The sequence below is a fragment of the Brachyspira pulli genome (genome assembly GCF_036997785.1).
Taxonomy (GTDB): Bacteria; Spirochaetota; Brachyspiria; order Brachyspirales; family Brachyspiraceae; genus Brachyspira; species Brachyspira pulli.
Genome location: NZ_JAWLQI010000053.1, coordinates 1 through 23,508, shown reverse-complemented (window position 1 = coordinate 23,508; position 23,508 = coordinate 1). Strand labels below are relative to the sequence as shown.

Annotated in this window: 25 protein-coding genes; 14 read left to right on the top strand and 11 right to left on the bottom strand. The window is 26.6% G+C overall.

Annotated features, from left to right (window positions below):
• The first annotated feature begins 351 nt into the window (after positions 1 to 351).
• Both R4K56_RS11240 and R4K56_RS11235 read left to right on the top strand, forming a co-directional pair.
• Positions 352 to 1,008 (top strand): Crp/Fnr family transcriptional regulator, encoded by a 657-nt coding sequence (locus R4K56_RS11240; protein WP_335772922.1) that lies wholly within the window; start codon positions 352 to 354, stop codon positions 1,006 to 1,008.
• Positions 1,009 to 1,044: 36 nt separating this feature from the next.
• Positions 1,045 to 2,109, top strand: a complete 1,065-nt coding sequence (locus tag R4K56_RS11235; RefSeq protein ID WP_335760053.1) for a tetratricopeptide repeat protein — start codon at positions 1,045 to 1,047, stop codon at positions 2,107 to 2,109.
• A gap of 10 nt (positions 2,110 to 2,119) precedes the next feature.
• On the opposite strand, the gene R4K56_RS11230 is transcribed toward R4K56_RS11235, so the two are convergent.
• The gene (locus tag R4K56_RS11230) at positions 2,120 to 2,560 is read right to left on the bottom strand and encodes an RrF2 family transcriptional regulator (protein WP_335772921.1); all 441 of its coding nucleotides are present in this window, start codon (positions 2,558 to 2,560) and stop codon (positions 2,120 to 2,122) included.
• A 183-nt stretch (positions 2,561 to 2,743) separates the two neighbouring features.
• On the opposite strand from R4K56_RS11230, the gene R4K56_RS11225 reads away from it, so the two are divergent.
• The 6 genes from R4K56_RS11225 to R4K56_RS11200 all read left to right on the top strand — a co-directional run bounded on the left by R4K56_RS11225 (position 2,744) and on the right by R4K56_RS11200 (position 7,369).
• Entirely contained in the window at positions 2,744 to 3,691 is a 948-nt protein-coding gene (locus R4K56_RS11225; protein ID WP_335772920.1) for an SMP-30/gluconolactonase/LRE family protein, read from the top strand.
• 197 nt (positions 3,692 to 3,888) lie between these two features.
• Positions 3,889 to 4,215, top strand: a complete 327-nt coding sequence (locus tag R4K56_RS11220) for a YbjQ family protein (RefSeq protein ID WP_335757801.1) — start codon at positions 3,889 to 3,891, stop codon at positions 4,213 to 4,215.
• Between the two features lie 14 nt (positions 4,216 to 4,229).
• A complete protein-coding gene (locus R4K56_RS11215) occupies positions 4,230 to 4,556 on the top strand; it encodes a YbjQ family protein (RefSeq protein WP_335757803.1) in 327 nt (108 codons plus the stop codon).
• A 21-nt stretch (positions 4,557 to 4,577) separates the two neighbouring features.
• Positions 4,578 to 5,240 (top strand): LOG family protein, encoded by a 663-nt coding sequence (locus R4K56_RS11210; protein WP_335772919.1) that lies wholly within the window; start codon positions 4,578 to 4,580, stop codon positions 5,238 to 5,240.
• A 2-nt stretch (positions 5,241 to 5,242) separates the two neighbouring features.
• Positions 5,243 to 5,830 (top strand): hypothetical protein, encoded by a 588-nt coding sequence (locus R4K56_RS11205; protein WP_335757799.1) that lies wholly within the window; start codon positions 5,243 to 5,245, stop codon positions 5,828 to 5,830.
• Between the two features lie 153 nt (positions 5,831 to 5,983).
• Complete coding sequence (locus tag R4K56_RS11200) at positions 5,984 to 7,369, top strand: sodium-dependent transporter (RefSeq protein ID WP_335757798.1); 1,386 nt, start codon at positions 5,984 to 5,986, stop codon at positions 7,367 to 7,369.
• Positions 7,370 to 7,372: 3 nt separating this feature from the next.
• Here R4K56_RS11200 and R4K56_RS11195 read toward each other — a convergent pair whose 3' ends face one another.
• On the bottom strand, positions 7,373 to 9,037 hold the full coding sequence (locus tag R4K56_RS11195; RefSeq protein WP_335772918.1) for an ankyrin repeat domain-containing protein: 1,665 nt from the start codon (positions 9,035 to 9,037) through the stop codon (positions 7,373 to 7,375).
• Between the two features lie 51 nt (positions 9,038 to 9,088).
• Complete coding sequence (gene mgtE, locus R4K56_RS11190) at positions 9,089 to 10,453, bottom strand: magnesium transporter (RefSeq protein WP_335772917.1); 1,365 nt, start codon at positions 10,451 to 10,453, stop codon at positions 9,089 to 9,091.
• Positions 10,454 to 10,609: 156 nt separating this feature from the next.
• Here mgtE and pfkA point away from each other — a divergent pair, with 156 nt between their 5' ends.
• The 3 genes from pfkA to R4K56_RS11175 all read left to right on the top strand — a co-directional run bounded on the left by pfkA (position 10,610) and on the right by R4K56_RS11175 (position 13,472).
• Entirely contained in the window at positions 10,610 to 11,590 is a 981-nt protein-coding gene (gene pfkA / locus R4K56_RS11185) for a 6-phosphofructokinase (protein ID WP_335772916.1), read from the top strand.
• Positions 11,591 to 11,621: 31 nt separating this feature from the next.
• Positions 11,622 to 12,377, top strand: a complete 756-nt coding sequence (locus R4K56_RS11180; protein ID WP_335772915.1) for a WecB/TagA/CpsF family glycosyltransferase — start codon at positions 11,622 to 11,624, stop codon at positions 12,375 to 12,377.
• Positions 12,378 to 12,716: 339 nt separating this feature from the next.
• Positions 12,717 to 13,472: a class I SAM-dependent methyltransferase gene (locus tag R4K56_RS11175; protein ID WP_335772979.1), complete on the top strand. Its 756-nt coding sequence runs from the start codon at positions 12,717 to 12,719 to the stop codon at positions 13,470 to 13,472.
• On the opposite strand, the gene R4K56_RS11170 is transcribed toward R4K56_RS11175, so the two are convergent.
• From R4K56_RS11170 to R4K56_RS11155, 4 genes are all read right to left on the bottom strand, one after another.
• Entirely contained in the window at positions 13,465 to 14,505 is a 1,041-nt protein-coding gene (locus R4K56_RS11170) for a tetratricopeptide repeat protein (protein ID WP_335772980.1), read from the bottom strand. The two genes, R4K56_RS11175 and R4K56_RS11170, sit on opposite strands and share 8 nt — an antisense overlap.
• A gap of 17 nt (positions 14,506 to 14,522) precedes the next feature.
• The gene (locus tag R4K56_RS11165) at positions 14,523 to 15,554 is read right to left on the bottom strand and encodes a hypothetical protein (RefSeq protein WP_335772981.1); all 1,032 of its coding nucleotides are present in this window, start codon (positions 15,552 to 15,554) and stop codon (positions 14,523 to 14,525) included.
• Positions 15,555 to 15,703: 149 nt separating this feature from the next.
• Positions 15,704 to 16,552: a DUF368 domain-containing protein gene (locus R4K56_RS11160; protein WP_335757790.1), complete on the bottom strand. Its 849-nt coding sequence runs from the start codon at positions 16,550 to 16,552 to the stop codon at positions 15,704 to 15,706.
• A 148-nt stretch (positions 16,553 to 16,700) separates the two neighbouring features.
• On the bottom strand, positions 16,701 to 17,084 hold the full coding sequence (locus tag R4K56_RS11155; RefSeq protein WP_335757789.1) for a RidA family protein: 384 nt from the start codon (positions 17,082 to 17,084) through the stop codon (positions 16,701 to 16,703).
• Positions 17,085 to 17,287: 203 nt separating this feature from the next.
• Between R4K56_RS11155 and aroE the strand changes: the two genes are divergently transcribed.
• From aroE to R4K56_RS11140, 3 genes are all read left to right on the top strand, one after another.
• Positions 17,288 to 18,145 (top strand): shikimate dehydrogenase, encoded by an 858-nt coding sequence (gene aroE / locus R4K56_RS11150; protein ID WP_335772982.1) that lies wholly within the window; start codon positions 17,288 to 17,290, stop codon positions 18,143 to 18,145.
• 19 nt (positions 18,146 to 18,164) lie between these two features.
• Entirely contained in the window at positions 18,165 to 18,902 is a 738-nt protein-coding gene (aroD, locus tag R4K56_RS11145) for a type I 3-dehydroquinate dehydratase (RefSeq protein WP_335772983.1), read from the top strand.
• A gap of 86 nt (positions 18,903 to 18,988) precedes the next feature.
• A complete protein-coding gene (locus R4K56_RS11140) occupies positions 18,989 to 19,846 on the top strand; it encodes a leucine-rich repeat domain-containing protein (protein WP_335772984.1) in 858 nt (285 codons plus the stop codon).
• A gap of 88 nt (positions 19,847 to 19,934) precedes the next feature.
• Here the strand turns inward: R4K56_RS11140 and R4K56_RS11135 are convergent, their stop codons facing one another.
• From R4K56_RS11135 to R4K56_RS11120, 4 genes are all read right to left on the bottom strand, one after another.
• Entirely contained in the window at positions 19,935 to 20,795 is an 861-nt protein-coding gene (locus tag R4K56_RS11135) for an amino acid ABC transporter substrate-binding protein (protein WP_335760040.1), read from the bottom strand.
• Positions 20,796 to 20,861: 66 nt separating this feature from the next.
• Positions 20,862 to 21,671, bottom strand: a complete 810-nt coding sequence (locus R4K56_RS11130) for an amino acid ABC transporter substrate-binding protein (protein WP_297298745.1) — start codon at positions 21,669 to 21,671, stop codon at positions 20,862 to 20,864.
• A gap of 322 nt (positions 21,672 to 21,993) precedes the next feature.
• On the bottom strand, positions 21,994 to 22,776 hold the full coding sequence (locus R4K56_RS11125) for an amino acid ABC transporter ATP-binding protein (protein WP_335772985.1): 783 nt from the start codon (positions 22,774 to 22,776) through the stop codon (positions 21,994 to 21,996).
• On the bottom strand, positions 22,760 to 23,410 hold the full coding sequence (locus R4K56_RS11120) for an amino acid ABC transporter permease (protein WP_297298748.1): 651 nt from the start codon (positions 23,408 to 23,410) through the stop codon (positions 22,760 to 22,762). The genes R4K56_RS11125 and R4K56_RS11120 overlap by 17 nt, the downstream gene beginning before the upstream one ends.
• Positions 23,411 to 23,508 lie beyond the last annotated feature (98 nt).

The window sequence follows — 23,508 nt, the reverse complement described above, 5'->3', positions numbered from 1 at the left end:
CTTATGCACTTTATATAAATGTTATCTACTTTTTTGTCGCACAAAAAAGTAGCAAAAAACGCAACTGCTAGAGCTTTATATTAAAAATATGCCTATTAAATATATGATATACCTTAAAAATGCAGTCTTTTTGGTTCTTTGTGACAACAAAAGAACTGGGGGTGTGGGGGCAAAGCCACCACAAACAATAAAATTGAAAAAACTAAGATTGACAAAATATAATTGTTTAGGTATATACTAAAATAACCATATTTTATAATTTTTTATTGTTATTTAATTCTTAATACTTTATAAAAATACTCATATACTATAAAATAACTATTAAAATATATTTAAAAACAAATAATCAATATGGAAAATAATATAGATATAATAATAAAATCAAACTTATTTCATAATATAAGTAATAATGAAATAATAGATCTGCTAATAGATTTTAAATATGAAAAAAAATATTTTGAAAAAGGAAATATTATAATAGATATGGGAGATGAAGTAGACAGCATATATATTATAATAAACGGACAAGTAGAAATTTCAAAAGAATATGATGACACTAGAAAAAACATAGTGAATATATTAGATGAAGGTGAAATATTTGCAGAGGCATTAGCTCTTTCTACAAATAAAATTTCATATATACAAGCTATATCTTTAAATAAAAGCGAAATAATAAAAATAAATGTAAAAAATATATTTAATGCTGTAAGTGAGAATAAAAATATATTTATAGAAAATTTATTAAAAGTAATATCTGATAAGAACAAATTTTTAGCTTTCAAAAATGATATATTAAGCCAAAAAAGTTTAAGAAGCAAAATAATTTTATATTTAAAATATATGTCTAATATTCAAAAGACTAAAAATATTATTATACCATATAACAGAGATAAGCTAGCAGAATTCATATCAGCAGACAGAAGTGCATTATCAAGAGAATTAAACAGACTATCAAAATCTAATATGATAAAATTAGACGGCAATAAAATAAGCATTATAAATATATAAAATTTTTATTAAAACACAATTATTTAGGTAAATAAAATGTCATACTTTGAAGAAGGTTTACAATTATTTAGAGAAACTAAGTTTAAAAAATCAGCAGAATTATTTATTAAAGCTTTAGAAGAAGATAGTAATAATTCTGAAATATATAATTATTTAGGTATTTCTAAACAGGCTTTAGGATTTTTTGAAGAAGCAATTAATTACTATAGCAATGGAATAGAAATAGATGAAAACTATGCAGAACTTTATTATAATAGAGCAGACTGCAAATGTAATTTAGGGTTTTATGAAGAAGCTATAAAAGATTATGATAAAGTAATAGAATTGATCCCTAATCATTCAAAGGCCTATGATGATAGAGGATTTGCTAAAGGAAATTTAAGAAATTATAAAGATGCCATTAATGATATTGATAAAGCTATAATTTTAGACAGCAGTAATATTGAAGCATACATTGACAGGGCATTTATAAATTCAATGTCAGGCAAATATATTGAAGCTATAGAAGATTATAAAAAAGTATTGGAATTAGATGATACAGAAGTATATGCTTATAGTGGTATAGGTGATGCTAAAAAAAGTATGAGGCTTTATGAAGAAGCTATTAGTTATTATAATAAAGTTATAGAAATTTCCAATGCAAATAGTTCTTATGCTTATAATAATAGAGGGGCATGCAAAATAGAATTAGGTTTATATAATGAAGCTATAATTGATATAAACAAAGCATTAGAAATAGACTATGAATATACAGATGCCTATAATAATAGGGCAATAGCAAAATATCATTTAGAGCTATATAAAGAATCTATTGAAGACTGCAGCATAGCAATCAATCTATCTCCCAAGTATTTTTATGCTTACAATAGCAGAGGAAATTCTAAAAGTGCATTAGGACTTTATGAAGAAGCTATTAAAGATTTTGATACAGCAATAAATATAGAGCCTTCATATATTGAAGCATATTATAACAGAGGATTTGCAAAAAATAATATGGGACTTCATCAAGAAGCAATAAAAGATTATGATAAAGCTATTGAAATAGATCCTAATTATACAAAAGCGAAATTAAGTAAAGAAGAAGCATTAAAATCCATTTAATATGTCAATATTATTTATTCATAAAGTCTATATGCTTTTTTCTTTTTCTCACCTCATCAACTATTTTTTTTATAGTTATTTTTGATAATGACTTTTCAAAATCCACTCTTACACTATTAAATTCTTCACCTAAAACATCAAACATAGCACAGCCCACAGGACAAACATGATTAGGTTCATGAAAATTGAATAATCCCCTCTCCTCCTCTGTAAATACAGCTTCATATATGGAAAGAAGTGTTATATCTTTTTCATCTTTTATCAATCTGCTTCCCTTTTTATCTGTTTCAACAATTCCAGCATCTTGTAATTTAAGTAAAATTCTTCTTATAACAGATGGATTCGTTTTTACACTCTTGGCAAGTAAATGAGATGTAGTGCCTTCATTTTCAAAAAATGCTATGCATAAAACTATATGAGTAGCAACTGATAACTTCGTATTGATTTTCATGCCATTATAATAAAATAAAAAATTATTATAGTCAATAATAACAATATAAAATGATACTAATAAGCTAAAAAAGATTGTAACAACTTTGGTAACAATCTTTTTACACTTTTTCATTGCTATATAAATAAAAATAATATATAAAATCTAAATAAAAAAAAATTACTAATAAGGAGAACTTTATAAATGAATAAAATTTATAATGCAATACTTTTATCTGCTTTTATATTTATTGTATCATGTTCAAATAATAATGCAGATAAAGCAACAACAGAAAATACTGCAAACACTGTAGAAGCAAATGCTAAAAAAGAAGCAGTAACTATAAATATAGAAGGATTAGCAGCACCTGAAAGCGTTAAATTTAGAAATGGTAAATTATATATGGCTAATTTAGGCGATCCTAATACTCCTAAAGACGGTTTCATCATAGTTGCAAATGAAGACGGTTCTAATCCTCAAAAACTTTTTGAAGGACAATTAGACAGCCCTAAAGGTTTTTCTTTCTTAACTGATGATATTATTATTATACCAGATCAAGTTAATGACAGTTCTATGACTGGAAATTTAGTATTAGCTAATATAAAAGAAAATAAAATAATTACAAAACTTCCTATAGAAGGTTCAAAATTCTTAAATGATACTGTAGTTATAGATCCAACAACAGTAGCTTTAACTGATACAGGTGCTTCAACAGTTCATTTTGTTAAAGTTGATAATAATTCAGCTTTATCTATAACTTCATCTGTTACAGGAATAGTTGGTGCTAATGGTATATTATTAGACAATGGAATATTATATATAGCTGGAAGTACATTCGGAGGAGATCCTAATGGAGGAGATATTTATACTTTAAATATAGACGGTACAGGCTTAACTAAATGGACTGCTTCAAGATTAGGTGCTGGTGCTTTAGACGGTATCGCTATAGCTAATGGTAAATTATACGTTTCTGATTGGGGCGAAAATGGTGCTAATAATAATGCATGCATATATGTATTTGATTTAAATACTAAAGAACAATTAGAAAAAATAGAAGGTTCTTTAAGCGGTGTTGCTGATATAGATTTAGTTAATAATGTTATATATATTCCAGAACTTTCTACAAGCTTAATAAAGAAAATTCAACTATAATTTATAATAATCAATAATTCCACAAAACGCATTTTTAAATAATGATTATTTAGAAATGCGTCTTTTTTAATAACAATATTCCACTGTATATAATTTACTATTAAAAAATATACTAATAAAAAATAATTAAGTATATTTATCTATTTCCGAGAAATTAACATAATACAACAAAAAATAAATCGTTTAGGAGAAAAAAAATGAGTTCTGAAATCAAAATGTTTACAGTAGGTTATTTACCAAGCAGTTATAATTATGAATTGGTTGGATTAGTTAAAGGAAATGTATCTTTAGCTAAACATGTTGGTAAAGACTTATTAGCTGGATTAAAAAACATAGTAGGCGGTGAAGTAGAAAGCTACACTGAAATGCTTAGTGAAGCTAGAGAAATAGCTACTAATAGAATGCTAGAAGAAGCTAAAAAATTAAATGCTAATGCTATAATAGGAATAAAATTTTCATCTTCATCTGTACTTCCTGGAACAGTAGAAGTTGTTGCTTACGGTACTGCAATAGTATTGAAATAATAATATAAAGGACAATAAATATGGATATCAAATTATATACATCTGATTATTTACCTAGTAACTGCGATTATGAATTATTAGGTTTAGTTAAAGGAAATGTTGCTCAAGCTAAAAACATAGGTAAAGATTTTCTAGCTGGTTTAAAAAATATCGTAGGCGGTGAAGTACAAGGCTATACAGAAATGATTAATGAAGCTAGAGAAATAGCTACTAAAAGAATGATAGAAGAAGCTAAAAAATTAAATGCTAATGCTATAATAGGAATACAATATTCTTCTTCTTCTGTAATGGAAGGCACTACAGAAGTTATTGCTTATGGTACAGCAGTAATAATAAAATAATAGAAATAAGGAGGTTTATGAGTGAGAAGAGAAACTTATGAATTACAGAATGCTGATATGCCTACTGAATCTTGGCGTATATTCAGAATAATGGGAGAATTTGTAGAAGGATTTGAAACTATGTCCTACTACAAAAATGCTGTTACAATGTTTGGAAGTGCAAGAACACCTCAAGACCACCCGCATTATAAATTAGCTTATGAAACTGCTAAATTATTAGGGAAAAATAAATATGACATAATAACAGGAGGCGGACCTGGCATAATGGAAGCAGGAAACAAAGGTGCTTTTGATGCTGGTGCCGGTTCTGTAGGATTATGCATTGAATTGCCTTTTGAACAAAAAACTAATCCTTATGTTAAAGAAGAACTTAAATTTAGATATTTCTTTGCAAGAAAGGTAATGTTTCTAAAATATGCCAAAGCAGTTATAATATTTCCAGGCGGATTCGGAACAATGGACGAAATGTTTGAAACTTTAACTTTAATACAAACTAAAGTACTTCAAAAAATGCCAATCCTTGTTATGAACGAATCATATTACACGAATCTTGTTGAATGGATAAAAAAAGACATGCTAAAAGAAAAGTATATCGATTCTGAAGATTTAGATCTAATACAATATGTTGAAACTCCTCAGCAGGCATTAGATTTAATTAATAATTTTTATAAGAACAATAAATAAAGATGAAATATATAATAGTAATTTTATTAATCAGTGCTAATATAATATTTGCTCAGCTTCCTGAACTTTTTAATCTTGATGGTTATAAAGATTTAAAATTTGGAATGAGTATTGAAGAAGCAGATAATAAAATTACTAATTATAATGTAAATGTATATGCTGATTTTTCTGAATCATATCAGCTTAAGAATAATACAATTCTTAATATATATAAAAATGATGTTGAAAAATTGGCATATTATCTATATTTTTATAATAATGAACTTTATAGAATAGAAATATGCAATCATATAGGCGATATTTATAATAACCCTTCATTCTATGAACCTGCCACTTTAGCTGATATTGATGATATAAAGGCAAAACTCATTTTTCAATATGGTCAAATAACTAAAACTGATGTTAAACATTACTCTTTCAATAAAAAACCATTTGAAGAATACACTATATGGTGGTCATCAGATTTAGTTAGTGTATCTTTATATGTAAAACCTGATTTAGATACATTAGACAAAGTAATGAAATTTTATTCATATAGAATTTCATTTTATGATGAAATAAGGCTTAAAGAGATATATTCTTCAAAATAATAATTATTATGCTCGCCTACAATATAATAAGCCCTGAATAACTCAATAACTGTATACAACCCAATTTTTGTATTTTAATTCTAGTATTTATTTGTAAGTTTTGTAATTTTATAATATAATTGTTAGCAGTAATATATATTGGAGTGTATAGCAATGAAAGAAAGAGAAAAACTAGGAAGCAGATTTGGATTTATACTTGTATCTGCAGGCTGTGCCATTGGAATGGGAAATGTTTGGAGATTCCCATATATAACAGGACAATACGGCGGAGGTGCTTTTGTTGTATTATACATTATATCAATAATAATTTTGGGTGTTGCTCCTATGGTAATGGAATTTGCTGTAGGAAGAGCAGGCGGACATGATATAGCAACATCTTTTGAAAAACTTGAAAAGAAAGGTCATAACTGGCATAAAATAGGATATGTTCAAATACTTGGAAATGTTATACTTATGCTTTTCTACACTACTATATGCGGTTGGTGCTTATCATATTTTTATTTCATGCTTTCCGGAAAATTTGTAGGTCTTAATGCTAATGAAGTAGGAAATTTCTTTAACGGAGTTTTAGGAAGTCCTTCAACATTAACATTATGGATGGGAATTAGTTTGCTTCTTGGCACTCTTATTTGTTCATTAGGACTTGAAAAGGGAGTTGAAAGAGCAAGTAAATTTATGATGATTTCTCTATTCGGACTCTTAATATTGTTAATAATAAGATCTGTAACTTTAAAAGGTGCTATAGAAGGATTAAAATTCTATTTAGTGCCTGATTTAAATAAATTATTTGGAAACGGACTTACTGGCTTCATAGGAATATTTTATGCTGCTATTGGTCAGGCATTTTTCTCTTTGAGCGTAGGACAAGGAGGAATGGCAATATTTGGAAGCTATATAGACAAAAAACAATCTCTTACAGGCGAAGCATTAATAATTATTGCTTTAGATACTATAGTAGCTTTATTTGCAGGATTGGTAGTTTTTCCAGCATGTTTCGCTTTTGGTGTAAATCCTGGTGAAGGCGCAGGACTTGCCTTTGTTACTTTGCCTAATATATTTAATTCTATGCCTCTTGGAAGATTATGGGGAGCATTATTTTTCTTATTTTTAGCTATGGCAGCACTTACTACTATAATAGGTGTTTTAGAAAATATATACTCCTTCATTATGGATAAATTCAAAATTTCAAGAAAGAAAACTTCAATTATACTATTCATAACTTTATTTGTATTCAGCCTTCCTACAACATTAGGATTCAACGTATTATCAAATATTAATCCTTTAGGAGAAGGTACTGTTATAATGGATTTACTAGACTTTATAGTATCTAATAATATACTTCCTCTAGGTGCTCTGGTAACATTATTCTTTTGTACTAGAGATTTCGGCTGGGGATTTAATAATTTTATAAAAGAAGCTAATACTGGAGACGGAATAAAATTTCCTGTTCAGTTAAGATTTTACATTAGTTATATACTTCCATTTATAGTATTAGCAATATTTTTATACGAATATATTAATAGATTTTTCTTAAAATAAATATTAATTATTTAAATAAAAATCCAAACTTTGAGGATTATTTAAAGTTTCTAATATTGCAGGACCATTATCTTCTGCAATATCATAAACTGTTTTTCCTTCATTGTTTCTTATATTATAATCAGCACCCGCATGAACAAATATTCCTAAAGTTGAAGGGAATCCATATTCTGCTGCTGTCATAAGAGGAGTATATCCATTCTTATTTTGTTTGTTTACATCAGCATTCTTTTTTATAAGATGATAACAAAGCTTAGCAGTACCATATTCAGAAGCTAAATATGTTAATGGAGTTTGACCATTTGCTGAGCATACAGCATTTAAATCTGCATTCAAATCAGCAATAGTTGTAATAGCATTTGTATTATTATAAAAAACGGCTTTCATTATTGGACTATAACCATAACCATCTTCTAAGTTTATATCGGCTCCATTTTGTACTAAAAATCTTATCATATTAGTATCATTTCTTGCAGCAGCTAAAGATAAAGGAGTAATTTTATCATACTGTTTATTTAAATCTGTATTAGTTTCTATAATACTTCCTAATTTTTCTATATCGCCTTTAGATACAGCATTCATTATATCATCATAGCCATTTATTTCTTCTGTATTTTCACTAGATAATAATTTTTCTATTTCATAATATTTTTTATCTCTTGCTAAAGTTAAAGCCTGTTCTATAGTTGTATTGGTATTAATATTAAATATATCATTATCTACAATCAATTTAACTACATCATAATTGCCATATTGAACAGCATTATATATATAATCATCGCTTGAGTTTAAATTTGCTCCTTTCTCTATTAAAAAAGAAGCTATATCAATATTACCATTCTCAGAGGCTACTTTCATAGGAGAATTAATCCAAAATCCGTCAGAAAATATTTGTTCATTTATATTTTGACCTATAGATAATAAATATTCAACCATTTCTATATTTTGAGCATCAACAGCTTTAGGAATTAAAGTTGTTTTCGTATCAAGATCTCCGCTTTCTATAAGAAGCTTCAATATTTCAAGATTATTGTTCTTTATAGCAGTATCTGTTAAATAATAAGAATATTCATATCCATATTCCCTTCCGGCATAAACATCATTATCAATCAAAAGTTTAGTCATTTCAGTATCATTATTTTTAACAGCAAAATAAAGCATGTCAAGACCGTCTTCTGTTTCCATATCTTCTACTCTAGCATTAACATCAGCACCTTCTTTTATTAACTCATCAGCCAAATCATAATATCCATATTGAACCGCTAAAAATAAAGGTGTAGAATTCTTATAGGCAATAATTTCATAGGAATCAGGATTTTGTATGCTTTCTTCTAATATGCCATTAATGCCTTTTTCTGCTATTAATTCTGATATCTCATATATCATAATTTTATATTGATTCTGATTAAGTATGCTGTCTATTTTTTCATAGCCTGTTGGTACTGGATCTAATTCCGTTCCTGAAGTTTTATCTGTTTTAGTATTTTTTATTTTACTATGATTTGTAGTCGTTGGATTAATATATAATTTATTAGTTGCTGTTTTTTTAGTTTGTATATCAATATTTCCTATTTGGTCATTATTTAATTCTTCATTGTTATCCTTGTTATCATTATTACAAGAAATTAATAAAGAAAATATTATAATAATATAAATTAAAATTTTCATTTTCACCCTCTGCAAAATTATAAAAACAGATACTTAATAAATATATATAAATTATTTAGTAAAATGTGTAAGTATTGTAGTAGCAAGCAATAAATATATAGCAGTACCGCTTATATCACATATAGAAGTTACAAGAGGTACACTGCTTGTTGTAGGATCTTTTTGAAACTTAACAAATAAAAACGGCAAACATAAACCTATTAAACTTCCTATAACTACAACCAATATCATAGCTAATGACACAACTAATGCAATCATTAAACCGCCTCTAAAAATGGCAATCAATGAAACTGCTGCACTCATAGTGAGTCCTAATATAGTAGAAACTAATATTTCCTTACCCAGCATAAAAAGCCAATCACTCTTTTTTACGTCTCCAACTGATAAACTTCTTATTATAAGAGTAGAAGATTGAGCTCCGGCATTTCCTGCACTATCAATAAGCAAAGGCAAAAAGAATATTAAAGAAACATACTGACTTATAGTTTCTTCAAATAGCCCTATAACATATCCTGATATAACATTAACAAATACCAAAATAAATAACCAAGATATTCTTCTTTTATACAATATTAAAGGATTAGCCTGTTTTATATTGCTGTCAAAATCATCATCTATTGTAATAGCTCCCAATTTATGGAAGTCCTCTGTATCTTCTTCTTCGGCAATATCAAATATATCGTCTATTGTAACGATACCAATTAAAGCATTTTTTGAGTCAACTACCGGTATATAAAGTAAATCATACTTCCTTCCTACCCTAACCGCTTCTTCTTGATCTGAATATACAGATAAATATATTATATCTGTATGCATAAGTTCTTCTATTTTTTCATCTTGATTTGCAAATAATAAGTCTTTTAATAAAATATATCCTAATAATGTTTCATCTTTATCAACTACATATATAACTTCAAAAGTTTCAGAATCTTTTCCGTATTTTCTAATATATTCCAAAGTTTGTTTTACCGTATAATCTGGAAGCACATCTATATATTCAGGCGTCATTATACGGCCTATACTGTCTTCTGGATATCCTAATAACTGCCTTGTAATATTTAAGTCTTTCTCACCCATTAATGAGAAAATCTTTTTAGTTATATCTGCTGGAAGTTCCTCAAAAAGTGAAGTTCTGTCATCTGGACTCATCTCATGCATAAGCTCTTTTAGCTCATTTTCACTCATAGAAACTATGATTTTTTCCTGTTCTTCTAGCTCTAACTCTGAAAATACATAAGCAGCCTTTTCTCTTGATAAAAGTCTAAAAACTATACTTCTGCTCTTATCATTATCTAATATACGTATAATATCTACTATTTCAGCAGCATGCATATTGGATAATAAATATTTGAGTTTATCCCATCTTTGATTCTCAATAATGTTAATAATTTCTGTATATTCTTTATTTTCAATCATATTTTTTTAAAAAATCGTAATTTTTAAATCATATTTTTTTATATTTATGTATATCAATTCTTTTATTATTATTATATAATATCTACATTATATAATATAATAAAAAAAATCCAATAATATATTTGAATATTATAAAAAATAAGGAGTTATTGTAATATGGCTGATATAAAAAGAATTGGAGTATTGACAAGCGGCGGAGATGCTTCAGGAATGAATCCTACTATCAGAAGTGTTGTAAGAACAGCTATAGCCAACGGTTTAGAAGTAATGGGTATTAAAGAAGGTTATCAAGGACTTATGTATAATGATGTATACCAAATGACTGCTGGCAGTGTTGGCGGAATAATCAATCATGGCGGTACTATATTATTTTCTGCTAGATCACCTGAATTTCAAACAGAAGAAGGTATGAAAAAAGCAGCTGATAATATGAAATATCACAATATCGATGCTTTAATTGTTATAGGAGGGGACGGAACTTACAGAGGTGCTTTAGATTTTTATAATCACCACCCAGAATTCCCTATTATTGCTATACCTGGAACTATTGATAATGATATTTTTGGTACAGATTATACTATAGGTTACGATACTGCTGTTAATGTAGCTATGGATGCTATAGACAAATTAAGAGACACTGCTACAAGTCATGGAAGATGTTTTGTTGTAGAAGTTATGGGAAGACATGCAGGATACATCGCATTAGAAGTTGGTATAGCTTCCGGTGCTGAAGATATATTAATACCTGAAACTACAACTGATATGGACAAAATAGTAGAAGAATTACAATTAGCTAAGAAAAGAGGTAAAAAATCTTCTATTATCGTAGTTGCTGAGGGAGATGAATCCGGCGGAGCTATGGAAGTAGCTAAACAAATAGAAGGTAAAACTGGCTTTGATACACGTGTTACTATATTAGGACATATGCAAAGAGGCGGTTCACCTACTTCAAGAGAACGTTTAATGGCTGCTAGATTTGGTTATATTGCTGTTAAAGCTTTATTAGAAGGCAAGAAAAATGTAGCTGTTGGTATTTGGAAAGGTGAATACACTTACACTCCATTAACTGATGCTGTTAAAAAAGTTCCTAAAGTAGATCCAATAGACTTAGCATTATGCAGAGCATTAGCTATATAATTAGAAAATAAAGTAGAGGTTAATAGTTATTATGATAGAAAATAAATCCATTTTAGGTGTAAGAATAGACAATTTCACAAGCAGTCTTGAAGAAATACTAAATTACCTTAAATATGGAAAAAATATACTCATAATATCTTTAGATGTGCATCAATTACTTAAAGTACGTCATAATAAAAAATTAAAAGAAATTATTAAAAATGCTTCTTTTGTAATTGCTGCACATCCCTCTATTGCTAAAGCATATAAATTTATTCATAAAGAAGAATTAAAATATATAAATGATTTTATACTATTCTCTAAAATATTAGATTACATAGAAGAAAAAAAGATGTCTATGTTTCTATTCGGAGATGAAGAAAAATACTTCTTTACAATATCTGAAAAAATTAAAAAGATTTATCCCGGTATTTATATGCTTGGAAATTATCAAAATACAAAAGACAAAGAAGAATTAGATAAAGCATTTATAGGCTTCAAAAAAATAGAACCTGATGTATTTTTAATTCATATGAATTTTAAAAAAGCATTATATTGGTTTAATAATAATAAACAAAATTTAGACATGAAATTTTGTATACCTTTCAAAAGACCTCTTGACAGTTTCGCTGGAAAAATAAAACCTCCTAGTATGGATATTCTTAATAAAAATAAAGATGAAAAATTCTATCTTAAAAAAAATATATTTAGAGTATTCCTATATTTCAATTATATGATATTTTGGATATTGGTTTTATTTGAAAAAATGACTTCCAAAAAAAATAAAAAAATTAAAGAAAATAAATAATCATACATTTTTAATACACTTGTTTTATTAATTTATACCTAAACAAATATACTTTGCCAAAAATAAATTTATATTTTTATTTTAATATCTGGGGCTTTGCCCCATACCCCACTTCTTTTGCGACTGAAAGGAGTGCCTGTGGCATTGGCACAAAGAACCAAAAAGACTGCATTTTGACACAAATCTTGGTTTTACTTCACATTTTAAACAAAACTTAATAATATTTTATACTATTAATAAACAAAAATTACATTTACAAAAAAGTAAAAATTGACAAAATATAGTTGTTTAGGTATATATAAACGTTAATCACTATGCAAAAACAAAAAGGATAAATATATGGACTATACTGAAATCAATTCTAAAACTATAGATGAATGGATAAAAGAAGGCTGGGAATGGGGAATACCAATAACTCATGAAGATTTTTTAAATGCTAAAAACGGAGATTGGAATATGCTTTTAACTCCAACAAAGCCTGTTCCTAAAGATTGGTACCCAGATTTAAAAGGAAAACAGGTGTTAGGTCTAGCTTCCGGAGGAGGTCAGCAAATGCCTATTTTCGCAGCATTAGGAGCAGTATGTACATTGATGGATTATTCTCAGAAACAAATAGATAGTGATTTATTAATTGCTGAAAAAGAAAATTATAATATAAATGCTGTAAAAGCTGATATGACAAAAGAATTTCCTTTCTCTGATGAAAGTTTTGATATAATTTTTCACCCGGTATCGAATTGTTATATAGAAGACGTTATGCATGTATGGAATGAATGCTACAGAGTTTTAAAAAATGGAGGTATTCTTATGGCTGGATTAGATAACGGCATTAATTTTTTATTTGATGAAGATGAAAAAGAAATAAAATACAAACTTCCTTTTAATCCATTAAAAGATGAATATTTATTAAAAAAGTTAATGCAAAATAATGACGGAATACAATTCTCACATACAGCAGAAGAACAAATTAGAGGACAATTAAAAGCAGGATTCAAACTTATAGATATTTATGAAGATACTAACGGATACGGATTACTTCATCAATATAATATACCTACTTTTTGGGCTACTTTATCCAAGAAAATTATTAATTAATAGCAAGTAATGTTTCCTGTAAAGCCTGCATATACTCTCTTGCTCTTGAAGCATTAGGATTAGAAGGGTATTCTGAAATAAAATTATCTAAAGCTTTATAGGAATCATTATATCTTCCAACTTTAAAGTATGATAAACCTATATAAAGCAATGCTTCTGCATCTAATGTATAAACATTGTTAAGTCTTACTCTATTATAATAATCAAGTGCCTTATTATAATTTTTTTCATTATAATATGATTGTGCTATTCTAAATAAAGCATCTTCTGCATATTCTGTTCTAGGAAATAATGCTGCTATTTTTGTATAGTACATTCTTGATTTTGTATAATTGCCTTCTACAAAAGTTTTATGTGCCATTGCTGGTACTTGTATCAAATAAGTTCTTACAACTTCATCATAGTATGTACTTGTTTTATTATATTTAAGAAAATCTTCATAAGTTTCAAAAGCTCTGTCAAATTCATTCATATTGAAATATACTCTAGCTCTTCCTAAAACTGCTAATTCTCCGTCAGCTCTCAAAAAATAACTTAATGCCTCTCCGTATTTTTTTTGTAAGAATAATTGATATCCGTATTGAATATTTATTTTTGATGCCAAGTCCTTATCTGGTATTTTTAAATTCTCCTGCAATTTTGCCATTATATAAGGGTCAGCATTATTTTCTAGTCTTGCTATATCAGCATAAGCCAAAACAGCATTCGTATAATAATATGCAAAGTCAGGATTATTTATTATATCTGAAAGTCTTTGTTTTGCCAAAGCATATTTTTTTAATCTTTTTAGAGAATCTGCAACCATAAAATATGATTCCGCTATATTATTTATTGGTCTTGATCTGCTGTCTATTGATAAATACTCATTTAAATTATTTATAGCGTCTTCATAATTTTCTATTTCATAACTTCTTTTGCCTTTTTGAAAATATCTTTCCGGAGAAGATAAAGCTGAAATCTTAGTAATAAAAACACCGCCCAAAATTGCTACTATAGTTATAACAGATGCCAAAACTGCTGCATAAGTTTTCATAAATATCTACACTCCAATTATAAATCACTTAGTACTTGATTAATCCAAAAATTAACCTCTTGAGCATTATAGTTTTTTATACGGTTAAAAACATCTAATGCATTTTTCTTTCTTTTCATGTACTTGTAACTTTTACCAAGAAGTAAATTGATTTTATAATACATATCTTTATTTATATTTCTTTTTGATATAGGCTCTAGTATACTTGCTGCTGATGAATAATTGCCTTTTTTAAATTCAGCCAATGCTCTGTAATAATCACTGTTATATTTTTCAATACTTCCTGATGATGAACCGCTGCTGTTATTATTTTTTTTAATACCTGATGAAGTATTAGCTGAAAAATTATTTGTTATATTATATCTATTAGTTATAGTATTAGTAAATGAATATATATTAGTAACTGAATAAATATTTGTTAGAGTATATGTATTTGTTACATTATTTGTACTGAAAACAGTATTGGTATATATATTTGTAATAAATGTATTTGAATATTGGAAATTATTTGCATTATTATCTATATTATTATATTGAGATTCTATATTATTATTTTGATTATTGTATGATAATCCATTAAAATTGATTGCTGCCATATCAACATTATCTTTAGCACTATAAAAACTTAAATCATCTACATAAGAAACAACAGCATAATAATATTTAGCTGATAATATAGGTCTGTCTAATATAAAATAAGATTTTGAATCATTAGTTGCTTTTATATAATCTACAACATAAGAATCAACTAAAGATGATTTACCTATTATAGGACTGTTGCTTCTGTAAAGATAATAAATTAAATTATTGTCTTTTATACCTTCCCATTCAACAACTACTATATTATTATTTGTTGATGATGTAGAAATCTTTATATTTTTTACAAATCTCTCTGCATTAGGTAAATTATTTATAATATCTTCATCATATATAAATGATGATGTTTGACCATATAAAACATTTATTGATATATAGAAAAACATTATACTCAAAATAGCAAATACCAAATATATGCGTTTTCTTTTATTTCTTATTCTTCTTTTTTTCATTCACTTATCCTATATATACTAGGAAAATTCTCGGAAATGAAATATATAAAATTTAATAGGCTTAACTTCGATATAAAACTTGAATAATACAAAAAAAGACTAGAAAAATACATTTTTCTAGCCTTCTAATAGTTATATATAATTTTTTATTATATTTTTTCCATTCCTATAGCAACTAAGAATCCAACACACATAGATATAACAGTTGCTGTTAGCATTGGTATGCTTAAAGAAGTTATATTAGGCCATAAACTTAAAAATGATACTATTATAATTCCAAGAACGAAACCAAATAATATAGATTTATATTTTTGAAGCAGTATAGTAACTACTTTAGATATAGTAAATATTCCTATAACAACACCTAATCCTACGCATATTATAGGAAGTACATTAAAAGTTTCTAATATTGTAGATACAAAATAAGATATATTTTCGTATTCTCCTAATATTAATAAAAGTAAAGAACCAGATATTCCAGGTATAACCATAGCAACTGCCGCAGCTATTCCGCAGAAAAATAATTTTATTCCATAAAGTACAGAGAAGTCTCCCGTATTAGTAGTTTGACCTACCGGCTTATTTATATCGAAATATACAAATATAGCCATAATGAAAGCACCAAGTAAAAATGCTAAAAATACTTTGATATTAAATTCTTCTACTGTTTTTGTTATGAATGGGAAAGAACCCAATATTAAACCAACAAAAAATATTTTAGTTGGAATAGGATAATATGTAAATGTATAATTAATAAGCTTTAAAAATAATACTATAGAAATACCTGCTCCTAATGCAACAGGAATTAAAATCTTCAAACTTTCTTTAATATCATTCCATTTTAATTTTATTAATGCTGTAGGTAAAATAGATATAGCATAAGTTAATTTCTCATATATTCCAAGTACAAATGCAATAGTACCTCCAGATACACCGGGAATAGCATTAGCAATACCTATAGCCATTCCTTTTATAAAATACGATATATAGTTTCTCATTATTTCCTCTTAATTTTAATTTATTAGTTTTGTAAGAATAATTTATTTTTTATATTTAAGTTTATAAAGATAAGCATAAAAAGAATATTATAAAAAATGCCATGAATATAAAAATTATACTCATGGCTATTATTAATAAAGTAATAAATTAGCTTATAACAGCTATTATTTCAACTTCTACTAAAGCATCTTTTGGTAAAGATTTAATAGCTACAGTGCTTCTTGCAGGTGGATTTTCTGGGAAATATGTAGCATATACTTCGTTAAAAGCAGCAAAATTAGCCATATCTGTTAAGAAACAAGTAGTTTTAATAATATTAGCCATAGTTAAATTTTCTGATTCTAAAAGACCTTTGATGTTTTCCATAACTCTTTCAGTTTGTTTTTTGATATCAGCTTCAGCCATGTTTCCGCTTACTGGATCCAAAGGTATTTGACCTGAAGCAAAGATGAAATTACCGCTTTTTACAGCTTGTGAATAAGGTCCTATAGCCTGTGGAGCTTTGTGTGTTTTGATAATTTTTTTATCCATAATATTAGTTCTCCTTTTCTATTTTTATATATTTTTGTTTTTTCTTTTTTGTTTAAATGACTTTATTATGTTAATTATAATAATTTTTTGTAAAATATCAAGTAATTAAACACTATTTTTATATATAATAATAGATAAATATTTGACAATAATCAAAATTATAATATTATGTAAGATAATACTACTATTAAAAAGGTTTTCTTATGCAGATAAACTCCAGTACAACATTAATAGCACTATTCGCATCTCCTTGCAAACACAGTATATCCCCTATTATGCATAATGAAGCATTTGATAAACTTAATCTAAATTATGCTTATTTATCTTTTGAAGTTGATAATAATAATTTGAAAGATGCTGTTCAGGCTATAAAAACATTCAATATGAGAGGAGTGAACCTTTCAATGCCTAATAAAAAAGAAGTAATAAAATATTTGGATAAAATATCAGAAGCTGCAGAATTATCACAAAGTGTAAATACTATAGTAAATGATAATGGAATATTAACTGGTTATAGTACAGATGGCGAAGGTTTTATAAAATCTTTAGAAAATGAAAATGTATTTATAAAAGATAAAAATATTACAATATTAGGTACTGGAGGAGCTTCAATAGCAATAATATCTCAGGCAGCATTGTATGGTGTAAAAAAAATATATGTATTTAAAAAAGATACTAATTGGCAGGAGCAAAAAAAGATTATTGATAATATTGCTTCTAAAACTAATTGTAATATAGAATTATTTAGTCTTGAAAATAAAAATATCTTGAAAGAAAAAATAGATGATAGTTATGTATTAATCAATGCCACAAGTGTAGGTATGAAAGAAAATGTTTCTTTAATAAATGATGATTCATTCTTTAGAAAAGATTTAATTGTAAGCGATTGTATATATAATCCTGCAAAAACGAAATTATTACAAATAGCTGAAAAAAATGGTTGTAAAATAATAAATGGTATTGGAATGTTATTGTATCAAGGTGCTTTAGCTTTTGAACTTTGGACTAATAAACAAATGCCTGTAGAGCATATAAAAAATATTATATTTAATAGAGATTGATTGTTCGGAGGATGCAATTATGGAAAATAAAATGAGAAATTTAAATTTCAATGATGGAATTCCAAAAATATGCATATCCGTAGTTGAAAAAAATGAAAGAGATATCATTAAATATATAAAAGAAGTATCAAAATTACCAATTGATATTATAGAATGGCGGGCTGACTTTTTTATTAATGATTCTAATTTTAATGATATAATACCTATTGCAAACGAAATAAAAAAATCAACTAATAAACCAATACTATTTACTTTAAGAAGCTCAAAAGAAGGCGGAAATATAGAATATAATAATTATCAATATATATTAGATGTATATAATAAAGTAATAGAAAATAAATGTTTTGAATTAATAGATTTAGAATTACTCACTTTAAAAAGTAATGATATAAAAAATTTAATAAAATTATGCAATTTAAATAATATAAAAACTATAATATCAAATCATGATTTTAGTAAAACACCTTCCAAAAAAAATATTATATCAAGAATAAAGAAAATGATAAAATTAAAATGCGACATAGCAAAAGTTGCCTACATGCCTAAAAACAAAAAAGATGTTATGTCTTTACTAGATGCCGCAAGCGAAATAAAAGATTTTCCTGTAATAGCAATATCTATGGGAGAACTTGGAGTTATAAGCAGAATATTTGGATCAGTGTTAACATTCGCTTCTGCTAAACGTTCATCAGCACCAGGTCAGTTGGAAGCTATGAAATTAAGATATATATTAGATAGTATTTATAAAAAAAATTAATTTTTTTCATAAAAAAATAATTGATGACAAAATTTGTCATGCGATCCTCCTATAATCATCTTATATGATTAAAAAGGAGAGTAATCATGAAAAATATTTCATCAAACAAAATAAATTCTGATATCTTAAATAAAAAAATAAGTGCTATGTATGATTTTTTTGAAAAGAATCATTTAACTGAATTGGCCTCTTATAGTGAAGAAGATTTATTGAATATTAAAGAATTAGATTTAAGTTCATCAAAATTAACTTATTTACCAGATGAAATTGATGTATTAGTAAATCTTCACAAGTTAGATGTATGCAATAATAATTTAGAAAAATTACCAGAGAGTATATGCAATCTAGCAAATTTAAGATATATTGATGTTAGTTTCAATAAACTTAAAAGCCTTCCAAAAAAAATAATATCATTGCAAAATATTGAAGAAATAGACATATATAATAATCTATTTAAAACTTTTCCAAAAGAAATATTTAAATTAGAAAAATTGAAAACAATTAATTTATCAGGATATTTATTGAATGAAATACCAAAAGAAATATTTTCTTTATTGAAATTGGAAGAACTAAATATTTCTAATAATAATATAAAAGAAATACCATCTCAAATTTCAAAATTAAAAAATCTAAAAAAATTATATATGAATAATAACAATATAAAAAATATTCCAAAATCAATAACCGAATTATCTAAATTAAAAGTATTATCAATATTAGACAATGGACTAAAAAGCATCGGTAAAAATATAGGAATGCTAACTAATTTAGAAGAATTTTATTTCAGCAGCAGCTCTTTAATAACAATAGAAGAAGAATTTTATAATTTAGAAAATTTAAAGAAATTATATATAAAAGGAAATTTATCAGCTGTACCAAATGAATTATATAAATTAAAGAAATTAAAATATTTATATATAAACGGTACAATATATAATAATTAAATAATTAGCAAATAAAGCACAAAGACAAAAGTATATGGGAAATAAAGATATACTCTTGTCTTTGCTTATGAATTATTTTCTTTTATGGCTACTTCAATACTATGTCTTTACCAAACCATTTTTTAGATATTTCTGCTGTTGTACCATCAGCTTTCATTTCATCTAATATTCTATTAATCTCATCTCTAAGTTTAACATCAGATTTTTTGAATCCAACAACATATAATCCGTCAGTAAATGGTGTACTTTGAACAACAGCAAAAGGAACTTTCTTTTCAGCTATATAATAATTAGCATAAACATCATCTAAAACAACAGCATCTACTCTGCCGTTTTGTAAATCTATAAGAGCATCTGTATTAAGATCATATTTTTTTAGTTCTTTTATTTTAGATATTATAGGGTGATGGGCAATCTGTTCATAATTTCCGCCGTATTGAACTGCTACAACTTTTCCAGCCAAATCATCTATAGAATTTATAGTTTCATCATCAACATATTTTACTATAATAAGCATATTGTTTAAATATGGTTTAGAGAAAATCATAGACTTACTTCTTTCACTATTTATATTAAGACCATTCCAAAGTACATCAACTTCTCCATTAGTCAATATTGATGTTGAATTTCCCCAATTAATAGTTTTAGTATTAAGTTTAACTCCCATACGTGCTGCTACTTCTCTAGCCAAATCTATATCAAATCCCACTACATCACCAATCTCATCTTTAAAACCCATTGGAGCAAATGTATCATCTAATCCTAAAGTCAATATACCTGTATTTTTTACTCTTTCTAATGAATTATCTTCTTGATTTACAGGAATATCCTCATGTTCTTTAGTTATAACAATATTTGTATTTGATAATGGCTTTTGTTCTTCCGCCTTATTACAACTAACCGCAAAGGCAAAAACGATTAAAAAAATAATCTTTGAAATATTTTTCATAAGTTATCCTCTTTATAATTTTTATTTATAATATGAATAAAAATTCATTATTCATAAATAAATTTTTTATTTTAAGAATATATCTTTAGCAAACCATTTTTGAGATATTTCTGCTGCTTTTCCATCAGCTCTCATATCATCTAATATTTTATCAACTTCAGCTAAAAGTTTTCCATCAGATTTTCTAAATCCAATACCATATAATTCTTCTGTTAAAGGACTATTATCTACAACAACAAATGGTGCTTTCTTTTCTGATATATAATACTGAGCTGCTACTTCATCTATAATAACTGCATCTATTCTTTTAGCTTGTAAATCTAAAAATGCATTAACGTTAACATCATATCTTCTAATTTCTTTAGCTTCTTTACTTGCAGGATCTGCTGTTAAAGCTTCATCATTGCTTCCAACTTGAACGCCCAAAACTTTTCCTTTCAAATCATCTTTAGAATTGATTGTATTATCATCAATAGCTTTTACAATAACAAGTCTGTTATTAAGATAAGGTTTAGAAAAATTAATTTGCTGTTTTCTAGCATCATTTATTGTAACGCCGTTCCACAACATATCAACATCGCCTTTATTTAGGCTTAATATTGAACTAGACCATTCTATAGGTTTTATTTCCAATTCAACTCCAAGTCTTGAAGCAACTTCTTTAGCTAAATCAATATCGAATCCTACAACTTCTCCATTTTCATCTCTGAATCCCATTGGAGCAAATGTATCATCTAATCCTAATACAATTTTTCCAGCATCTTTTACTTTTTGTAATGAATTATCCTCTGCTGATACATTACTTTTATTACCAGAATTACAGCTGATAATAAATGAAAAAATAATTAATAATAAAATACTTGATACACGTTTCATGTTATCTCCTTGTCAATTTATAAATAAATGTTAATGATTTTTTATATTTAAGATTATATTTTAATGGGTGGTATGATGAAATAAGAAAATAGTATCAAAACCTGCATATAAATAAGATTTATTCATAAATAAAAACTCCACAACCTATCTTCTATTACTACATATTGTAATACTATTAAAAAAAATGTCAATATAAAAACTATGAAAAATAATAAAAAAAATTTTATTATTTTTATAAAATTTTATTTTATTATCAAGTTTAATACATAAAATACAAAAATAACTAAATAATAATGTGAAATAAACTTTTCTAATTTATATATTATTTATGGAAAATTTTATTTAAGAAATCTTTGATTCTTTCATTCTTTTGATTATTAAAGAAATTATCAGAACTGTCCATAGCTATAATTTTACCGGCATCCATAAAAGCTATATTTGTAGAAAGCTCATGAACGAAACTCATTTCATGGCTTACAACAATCATAGTCATTTTTTCTTTAGCAAGTTCTTTTAATACCGTTAAAACTTCCCCTATAAGTTCTGGATCCAATGCTGAAGTAGGTTCATCACAAAGAAGTATTTCAGGCTTCATAGCCAAAGCCCTAGCTATTGCTACTCTTTGTTTTTGTCCGCCTGATAATTCATTAGGATAATTATCTTTTTTATGTTTAAGACCTACACTGTCAAGAAGTTTTAAAGCTTCTTCTATAGCCTCATCTTTATTTTCTTTCTTTACTATAATAGGAGCTTCTATTATATTTTCTAAAGCTGTTTTATGAGGGAATAGATTGAAATGCTGAAATATCATTCCTATTTTTTCTTTACGCTTCATAAAATCAGCATGAGTAATACTAAGAGCTTTTTCACCTTCTTTTTTGCAGAATAAAACTTCATTATCTATATAAACCTCACCATAGTCAGGTTCTTCTATCTGTATAATATTTCTTAAAAGAGAACTTTTACCTGCTCCGGAAGGCCCTATAATAGAAAGTATATCACCTTTATTAACTGTAAATGATACTCCGTTAATAGCTGGAGTTCCTTTATAACTCTTTTTTATATTTACAACTTTTAAATTAGTTTCTTTAGTTTCTAATGACATACTTTTTCTCCAATTGTCTGAACACAAACACAAGTATATATGTAAACAATAAATATATAATAGCTGCTATAAAGAATGGAAGCAGTTTATAATCTCTTGTTAGTATTTGTCTTGCATGAAGCATTAAATCACCTATTCCAAGAACTATAACTAGAGCTGTATCTTTAACCAAGTTAATAGCTTCATTAGAAAGAGGAGGCAATACTCTCCTTATAGCCTGAGGAAGAATTATTCTAGTCATAATTTGTCTATAGGTTAAATTAAGTGCAAAACCTGCCTCATATTGTCCTTTTTCTATACTTTCAATTCCTGATCTGAATATTTCCATAAGATAAGCGGCATAATTAAGTACAAAAGTTATAGCTGCTGAAGCAAATGCAGGAAAAGCTATCATATTATTAGTCATAAGAGGAAGACCATAATAAAAGAATATAAGCTGAAGTACCAATGGAGTACCTCTGAATATCCAAGCGTATATATCGAAAATATATCTTACAAACTTTGGCGTACTAAACTGTAATGCAGCAAAAATAATACCTAAAGGAAGCGAAAATATTGCTGTCACAAAATAAAGAGATAAAGTAGTATATGTTCCCTTAAGCAGGTACAAAGTAGTAGATATTATATAATCCATAAATACAACCAATAAAGATTTTTTATTCTAATTAATAAATAATGAAGTATCATTATAATACTATTTGTAAAAATATCAATAATAAAAAATATTTACAA